The organism is Erysipelothrix aquatica, assembly GCF_009828775.2.
Classification (GTDB): Bacteria; Bacillota_I; Bacilli_A; order Erysipelotrichales; family Erysipelotrichaceae; genus Erysipelothrix; species Erysipelothrix aquatica.
The window spans coordinates 20453-29148 of sequence record NZ_WTSY02000029.1 but is presented as its reverse complement, the minus strand read 5'-3'; the positions used below and the strand labels follow the sequence as shown (position 1 = coordinate 29148).

General features: G+C 37.8%; 11 protein-coding genes. All 11 read left to right on the top strand.

Going from position 1 to position 8696, the window contains the following annotated elements:
- Positions 1-191, top strand: a 191-nt coding sequence (locus tag GVV20_RS08330; protein WP_250690184.1) for a hypothetical protein, incomplete at its 5' end; no start/stop codon positions are given.
- A 1-nt stretch (position 192) separates the two neighbouring features.
- Entirely contained in the window at positions 193-507 is a 315-nt protein-coding gene (locus tag GVV20_RS08325; RefSeq protein WP_159740102.1) for a hypothetical protein, read from the top strand.
- 105 nt (positions 508-612) lie between these two features.
- On the top strand, positions 613-1071 hold the full coding sequence (locus GVV20_RS08320; RefSeq protein WP_159740103.1) for a hypothetical protein: 459 nt from the start codon (positions 613-615) through the stop codon (positions 1069-1071).
- A gap of 179 nt (positions 1072-1250) precedes the next feature.
- The gene (locus tag GVV20_RS08315; RefSeq protein WP_201287488.1) at positions 1251-1433 is read left to right on the top strand and encodes a helix-turn-helix transcriptional regulator; all 183 of its coding nucleotides are present in this window, start codon (positions 1251-1253) and stop codon (positions 1431-1433) included.
- A 5-nt stretch (positions 1434-1438) separates the two neighbouring features.
- Complete coding sequence (locus GVV20_RS08310) at positions 1439-1870, top strand: hypothetical protein (RefSeq protein ID WP_159740104.1); 432 nt, start codon at positions 1439-1441, stop codon at positions 1868-1870.
- Between the two features lie 161 nt (positions 1871-2031).
- Entirely contained in the window at positions 2032-3213 is a 1182-nt protein-coding gene (locus tag GVV20_RS08305) for an NAD(P)-dependent malic enzyme (protein WP_159740105.1), read from the top strand.
- The gene (locus tag GVV20_RS08300) at positions 3214-4581 is read left to right on the top strand and encodes a class II fumarate hydratase (protein WP_159740106.1); all 1368 of its coding nucleotides are present in this window, start codon (positions 3214-3216) and stop codon (positions 4579-4581) included.
- Positions 4582-4599: 18 nt separating this feature from the next.
- Entirely contained in the window at positions 4600-6501 is a 1902-nt protein-coding gene (locus GVV20_RS08295; protein ID WP_159740107.1) for a BglG family transcription antiterminator, read from the top strand.
- Between the two features lie 9 nt (positions 6502-6510).
- Complete coding sequence (locus GVV20_RS08290; RefSeq protein ID WP_201287487.1) at positions 6511-6849, top strand: PTS sugar transporter subunit IIA; 339 nt, start codon at positions 6511-6513, stop codon at positions 6847-6849.
- 133 nt (positions 6850-6982) lie between these two features.
- Positions 6983-7306, top strand: coding sequence for a PTS sugar transporter subunit IIB (locus GVV20_RS08285; RefSeq protein ID WP_159638664.1), 324 nt, complete (start codon positions 6983-6985; stop codon positions 7304-7306).
- Positions 7306-8664, top strand: coding sequence for a PTS sugar transporter subunit IIC (locus GVV20_RS08280; protein WP_159740108.1), 1359 nt, complete (start codon positions 7306-7308; stop codon positions 8662-8664). Before GVV20_RS08285 ends, GVV20_RS08280 begins: the two co-directional genes overlap by 1 nt.
- Positions 8665-8696 lie beyond the last annotated feature (32 nt).

The window sequence follows — 8696 nt, the reverse complement described above, 5'->3', positions numbered from 1 at the left end:
AAAGAGATACAAATATAAAGAAAAATAACACATTAGATGTTCAATTAATGTTTCACCAGACTATATTATTCGAGATGGTGACCTTAATTTCGTACTTTACGAAATTAATACTCCAAGGATTAGGGATCGACAAAGTTGTATTAATGTTGGATAATTATTGTAATAAAACAATCAAAATTATCGGAGGATGAAATGAAACGACGGTATAAAGTACTTTTAATAGTTTTAGTATGTCTAGGATTAGTTGCTGTAATGGGAATTATCGATTATAAACGGGTTGCATATGATAGCGATACTGAACGAGGGTTTAAAGAACCATTTTTTGCAATTCGAGTGGGTGATGCAGGCGATGGATTCACGGATGAGTATCGAGGATTATTCTATTGGATTCGCGTTGGTACGGATGGGAAAAATGGTCCGATGGAGGGGTATGTTTATAAGTGTATTGTTCCATTTCCATTCTCGTACATGTCTTCACAGCAACAAAATTTCTGTTCTTTCGAGTAAGTTGCTTTTGAAGTTTCGCTTCTCATTAGATTGCATTCGCTCATAGCTAATGGTGCATTGTTTTCAAAAACCATCTATAATGATGGATAGAAAAGGGTGGGGAGTATGAAAAAATTATTGAGTGTTATTGGTGTTTTGATAATAGTGAGCGGATGCACACGCCAGCCAAATCAAATCGTGACAACATGTACGGATACAAGTAATCCGAAATTTACACAAGAACTTGTCTATATTACAGATTTATCAGGAACGTTTGAAGGGTATCAAGCAAATATTTTGCTTGATCTTGAGACGAAAGAAAATCTTGAGAATGCAGTTGCGTCAACGAAAGAAAGAGCACAAAATTATAATCAGTATGCGTGGATAGATTTCTCGTATACGACAGAAAATACAACATTGAAGACGATTATTGAATACGATTTCCGGTCAGTTACCCCTCAGGAGGTAAAAGAGGCTGGGTTTACTGGATTTGTGAATGGGGATAAATTTGCGAACATCAAAGATGAGAAAGAAATTGAGAACATTGAATTACGCGGAGCGGGATTCGTATGTGTTGAGAAATAAACTAAAATTATAGATATGCACAGACGTTATGCATTCATAATGACTCAGGTATTAAAATATCTGAGTTTTTATTTATTATCGAAAGAAAGCATGCAATGTAAAGTTAAGTTGACATTTTGGCGCTATTTAAGTAAAGTATATTTGACATTAAGGAGGAAAACCTTATTAAAAATGAGAAAATGAAGTTGCTAAGAAAAGAAAAAAGTCTGTCACAAATTGATCTGGCAGAAAGCGTTGGTGTATCGCGTCAAACGATTATCAGTGTCGAGAATGGCAATTACAATCCAACGTTAGATTTGTGCATCCGCATTTGCAAGGTATTGAATGTGACATTGGATGATTTATTTTGGGAAGAGGGGTAATTTAGATGTTTTCAGAAAAAATGGACGAGCGAATGATTATGATTCGCGGTAAAGGATTATTGTATGGTTTCTTCGTAATGATTGGGCTGTTGATTCTCAAAAATCTCGCGGTTGATCTACTCGGTGTATCCCTTGAATCCGCAACACGAACAGATTTTGTAATAATCTATGTATCCTTATTTACAGTTGTGGGATACATGCTGTTACATGATGGTGTTTCTGAATCCTATATCGAACGGGTACGGTATGTATTTCTTGCACTTAGCGTATTATTCATGGGTATTATGCTGTTGATGATTGTTCAAGGTGAAGCGGTTAGTGTTCTGCCACTATTTACAAATTCAATGGGACTTGTAGTTCAAACAGGTGTAACCGTCCTATTTACCGTACTTGTTTTTAGGAAACACGCATCGCTAAACAGTCTTGAAGATGTTTAAGAATTCATAAATAAGTACGAAACGATGTCTTCAATGAAACATCGTTTTTTTTCTTGAAAGATACACGTAGAAATATTTTCCTAAGTCAATGTGCGTATCCTTAGTGTGCGAACGAATTATAAAATGATAAAATAAACGTAAGAATGAAGGAGAGAGCGGAAATGGATAATTTGATTGAAGCGTCATTAGCGTTGCATAGCAAACTTAAAGGGAAAATTAGTGTAGAAAATAAGATGGAGGTCACATCGCTTGATGACTTAAGTCTTTTATATTCTCCTGGAGTTGCGCAACCGTGTCTCAAAATTAAAGAAAATAAAGAAGCAATCTATGACTATACATGGAAAGTCAATACTGTAGCTGTTGTAAGTAATGGAAGTGCTGTTTTAGGTCTTGGCGATATTGGTCCGGAAGCAGGATTGCCAGTTATGGAAGGGAAAGCGATGCTTTTTAAGGCTTTCTCGGGTCTAAATGCAGTACCGCTCGTGATTGATGTCAATGGTCCGGATGAAATCATAGCTTTCTGTAAAATGATTGCGCCAACTTTTGGCGGTATTAACTTAGAAGATATCAAAGCACCGGAATGTGTGTATATTGAACAAACACTCAAGAAGGAACTCGATATTCCAGTCTTTCATGATGATCAGCATGGTACAGCAATTGTCGTCATTGCAGGTTTAATCAATGCCTGCCGCCTCGTACAAAAAAACCTAAAAGATGCGAAAGTTGTTGTTGCAGGTACGGGTGCTGCAGGAAGTTCAATTATTCGAATGCTTCATGTCTATGGGGTTTCGAACATCTACGCCATCAATAACCTTGGTGTTGTTGATAAGACTAAACGTGAGTCCTATGATTTTGTTGTTCAAGAATTGTGTGACTATCTTGCTGATGTTAAAGTGGGAGCTACATTATCTGATGTCATGCAAGATGCTGATATCTTTATTGGCGTATCCCTCGCAAATTTACTTTCGAAAGAAAATGTTGCTCAGATGAATTCAGATGCGATTGTTTTTGCACTTGCTAATCCTAATCCAGAAATATCGTATCCTGATGCAAAAGCAGCTGGAGCTCGAATTGTAGGAACAGGTCGTTCTGATTATCCGAACCAAATTAATAACGTTCTTGCATTCCCAGGTATTTTTAAAGGAGCTTTGGATGTACGTGCACGTCAAATTAGTGAAGCTATGAAGATTGCAGCTGCCGAAGGGATTGCATCATTAGTAGCAGATCATGAATTAACAGAAGAGTACATTATTCCAACTGTTTTGGATCCACGAGTCGTGGGTGTAGTTGCGAAGGCAGTTGCGGACAAAGCTGTTGAAACAGGACTATCAAAGGAGGACTAAATGTCAACAATCAATGATATTTACGGTAGTGTTGAAGTTCCAAGTGATGTATACTGGGGTGCGAATACGCAACGGAGTTTAGTGAACTTTCCAATTGGCGAAGAAACGATGCCACAACCACTTATTGAGGCGCTTATTATGTTAAAAAAAGCGTGTGCTGAAGTAAATAAATCACATTTCAAACTAGAAGATGAGATTGCGGATGCGATTATTTTGGCTTGCGATACGCTACTTGAAGGTGATTATAGCAATCAATTTCCACTTTCAGTTTGGCAGACCGGAAGTGGTACACAAACTAATATGAACGTTAATGAAGTGATTGCAAACTTAGCAAATGAGCGTTTAGGGGAAACTAAAGTCCATCCCAATGACCATGTGAATTATGGTCAAAGCTCCAATGATGTGTTTCCTACAGCGATGCATGTGAGTGCTGTTTTGGCGATTAAAAACCGCTTAGAACCGAGTATAGGAAAAATCATCGGTACATTTTCAAATCTCATCGATACCTATGGGACAATTATTAAAACAGGTCGTACGCATCTTCAAGATGCAACACCAATTTCTTTTGGACAGGAATTAAGTGGCTGGCAATTTATGTTTGTCGAAGGAAGCCGTCAAATAGAAGATGCTTTAAAATATTTACGGACTTTGCCGATTGGTGCAACAGCTGTGGGAACAGGGCTTAATGCTTATGAGGGTTTTGATGCCGCTGTGTGTGAAGTGTTGAATCGCTATCTGGAAGAGTCATTCAGACCAACAGAGAACAAATTTCATGGAATTAGCTCAAAAGATAGCTTTGTCTTTAGTCATGGTGTCTTAAATACAATTGCTAGTAATGCAATGAAAATGGCCAATGATATCCGTTTCCTCGCAAGTGGTCCGCGGTGTGGCTTAGGTGAGATAAATTTGCCCGCCAATGAAGCAGGGAGTTCTATCATGCCTGGTAAAGTGAACCCGACTCAAAGTGAGGCATTGATTATGACTACAATTCAGGTTATGAGTAATCACCATGCCGTAACAATGGGTTCGGCAATGGGTAATTTTGAATTGAATGCGTGTATGCCGTTGATTATTTATAATACACTACAGTCGACACGCTTGCTTGCGGATGCACTCCAATCGTTCAATGATCGATGTTTATCTGGTATTACAGTAAATGAAAGTAAGATGAATACGAACGTTGAGACATCCCTGATGACAGCAACATTTTTGAATCGTAAATTTGGCTATGATGAAACAGCAACTATCGTAAAAGAAGCGCATCAAAAGAATTTGAGTATTCGCGATGTCGTGATTGCACGTGGTCTTATGGACCAAGATGCATTCGACGCATTTTTTGACTATGAGAAGATGATAAAACCAGATTAGCTGTAAGGAGGGATAATCTTGAATTCGAGACAACGAAAAATTCTTGAATACCTAGCAGAACAAGACGCATGGATTAAAGGAAAAGAGTTATCCAAAGTTGTGGGTGTTACGGATCGAACGATCCGATCAGATATCGATTCCCTCAACCAAAATTATCCAGGTATCGTTGCATCAAGTACGCGCGAAGGGTATTCAATCGATTTAACAAATTATCAAAAGTACAAAGAAGCATCTGAAGATATTATCCCGCAAACTCCTAATGAACGAAGTATTTATATTATAAAAGAACTACTATTTAGCAAACAACGACGGAGTATCGTTGCTTTACAGGAAGCCTTATTTGTGAGTGAGCATACGATTGAAGGTGATATCAAACGCATTCGAGAGTTAATCAAACCGTATGGTGGCTTGAAACTAGTACGGAACGATAACCATATTTACTTTGATGGGAATGAACATGTAAAACGAAGAATTTATCGGGATTTGTTAGCTGATGAAATCAAAGACAATTTCATTAATATCAATCGAACTGCGTCTTTGTATAAACGTTTTGATCTTGTGCGCGTCACAGAGATATTTGAAGCAACACTCGCCGAACATAACTATCAAGTGCGCGAGACCGCTGTGCCAATGATTGTTGTTCATATTGGAATTACGATTGAACGCATGCTGAGTGGTCATTACTTAGATAAAAGTAATAATAATCTTCAAGAAAGTATTGAGTTTCAGATTGCACAAGATTTCTTCCATAAGGTTGTGACGATGATACCTATCACGTATTCTGAAGTTGAAGCGGAGGCATTAGCAACAATACTCATGGGATATAAGAATGCGGTTAAACTCAGTGAAACCCTTCAATATGAAGGGAAAGATGTTAATATCTCAAAATTACTTGCTGATTTAACGGATGTTATCTTTCAAACATTTGATTTGGATTTTACGGAAGATGAGGACTTTCAAAACGGACTGCGCTTGCACTTGCAATCGTTAGTCATGCGCGTCACGAATGAAACCGTGATCCCCAATGCCCATTTACAAGAAATTAAGAAATCATATCCCTTAATCTTTGAGATGGGATTAGTGGTCAGTCGATTGATTGGAAATGCGTTTGGGTTTGAATTATCAGAGTCAGAAGTAGGGTTCATTGCAATTCATATTGGTGCGGCTTATGACCGTTTATCCAGTTCTAAAAAATATCAAGTGATGCTGATCGCACCCAATAATCGCAGTTTATCGAAACTCACAAAGGGTAAGATCACAAATATGTTTAAAGATCGAATTGAAATTGCAGAGATTCAAGAATACTTCGTTGAAAAAGATGTCTTGAATCATGACATTGATTTGATTATTTCAATTTTACCCATTGAGCATCGTCTCGAAATACCGACAGTACAAATTTCAATGTTTGTGAATCATGATGATGAAAGTAAAATTTTTAGAGTCTTGAATGAAATGGATAAGAATCGTTTTAAGCAGGAATTTGGAAATCAATTCGGAACGCTGATTGATGAACGGTTTTTCTTCAATAATTTAGACTTGGATACACCAGAAGCGGTCATCGATTATGTATCGAAGGCACTTCAAGATCATTTCATTGTTTCAGAACATTTTAAACAATCTGTTTTAGACCGTGAAAAGATGTCATCAACGTCCTTTATTTATGCAATCGCGATTCCACATCCATTGGACCTTGAAAGCCATCAGTCTAAAGTTGCAGTTGCGTTGTTAAAAAAACCAATACGATGGGGCAGTTATGATGTGAAACTGGTAATGTTACTTGCGATCACGGAAGAAGATAGTGCTAAGATGTGGCTCTTCTTTGATTGGTTATCAGAAACCATTACAAGTACTGAAAAGATGTCGAAACTACTGCAATCAAAAAATAGAAATGAATTTGTTCATTGGATGATGAACGACTAGGAGGAAATTATGGAAGATTTAGAATTAGTGAGTTTTAAAATTATTAGTGCTGTGGGAGCAGCGAAATCATCGTTTATGGAAGCAATGACGTACGCAAATGCTTACGATTTTGATAAAGCCCGTGCGCTTATTGAAGAGGGTGAAGCCTATCGTATCCAAGGGCACGAGGCTCATTTTGCCTTAATTCAAAAAGAAGCAAGTGGTGAAAAAACACCTTTAAATTTAATCCTGATGCATGCGGAAGATCAATTAATGGCTGCAGAAACCATTAAAATACTTGCCGAACAGTTGGTTGCCAGCTATGTAAAAATACAAGCACTCGAACAAATAATCGCGCCACAATCTTAAGAACTCTACGGAGTTCTTTTTTGTATCACATAAAATCACGTAATTTTGTTCCGTTTACTTAGGAAATGTCCTTAGGTGGAAGCACTTTCATTCTACGGTATACTGAAAGTACATAAAGGAGGGAGAGAATCCTATGAAACGTGTCTATTTATTCTGTAATGCCGGGATGTCAACGAGTCTACTTGCAAGTAGGATGCAGTCGGTCGCTGATACTCATAACTTACCCATCGAAGTTAAAGCTTTTTCAGATTCTAAGATGGAAGCAATCGTAAATGAATTTAACCCAGATGTTATTCTTTTAGGTCCCCAAGTTAAATACCGCTTGGAACCAACTATTGAAAAATTTGGCCATTTGGGAATTCCTATTGAAGTCATCAGCTTGGAAGACTATGGGAATGTGGATGGAGAACGTGTTCTTAAACGATCAATTTTACTCATGAAGGAGAATAAAAAATAATGTTTGATACACTAGAGAGAGTGCTTGCTCCGATAGCGGAGAAGCTCAGTAAAAATAAAGTTCTATCAGCGATTCGTGATGGATTTATTATCAGTACACCATTTATTATTGTCGCATCGATCTTCTTACTTATTGCCAATTTCCCGATTCAGGGGTATCCGGAATTCATGGCAAGTATCTTCGGTGCAGGATGGGATCGTCAATTATCATCTGTAGTTTCCGCTACATTTGATGTTATTTCGATTCTGACTGTCGTGGGTATTGGATATGCCTTTGCTCGTGAACTCAAGGTGGATAGAATTTCAGGTGGTGTTGTTGCCCTTGTTTCTTTCCTCATCCTTACACAAACAAGCTATCCAGAATATGTTAATGAAGCTGGTAAAGCATTCCGAGGCTTCTCATTTGGAGTTCTTGGTTCACAAGGAATCTTCTTAGCAATGATTGTAGCGTTAGTTTCTGTAAAAATCTTTGCATGGGTTCACCACAAAGGGTGGATCATTAAATTACCTGAAGGGGTACCTCCTGCAGTTATGGAATCATTTGCTGCATTGATCCCAAGTGCATTTGTATTCGTAATTTTCTTCCTAACACGTATTGGATTTTCAGCTACGAGTTTCCAATATGCACACGTATTTATATACAAAGTACTCCAAGCACCTTTGATGGGCTTTGGTGAATTTAAAGCATTTGATGTCATTTATCAATTCTTAAGTAACCTGTTCTGGTTCTTTGGTATTAATGGTCCAGCTGTTACAAATACAGTCTTCCGACCAATTCATGAAGCAATGACATTGGCTAACCTTTCTGCATTTGAAGCGGGACAACCACTGCAATATATCTTTACCGGACCATTTAGAGATTTCTTCTCAAACTTTGGTGGAGGAGGTTCAACCTTATCACTCGTTATTGTTATGATGTTCTTTGCGAAATCACAACGTCTCAAACAATTGGGTCGTCTCTCAATTGTTCCTGGAATCTTCGGTATTAATGAAATGATTATTTTTGGATTACCAGTTGTGCTGAACCCAATTATCATTATTCCATTCTTATTTGTACCTGTGATTAACTCAATATTATCGACGATAATGATGACGACGGGACTCATACCACTCACAACAGGAATTGCGCTACCGTGGACGACACCATTCTTCTTCTCAGGTTGGTTATCGACGGGAAGTATCTTTGCGGGTATATTCCAAATTGGATTGGTCGTTCTCGACTGCTTCCTTTACTACCCATTCTTCAAGATTCTTGATAAACAGTATCTACATGAAGAAAGTTTAAAAGGTAGTGAAAACGACACAATTGATGAACTCGATGGCATTTCACTCGATGATATCTCATTTGATGATCTGTAAGAAATCATAATTTGCCAAGCAGCTTTCCTGAC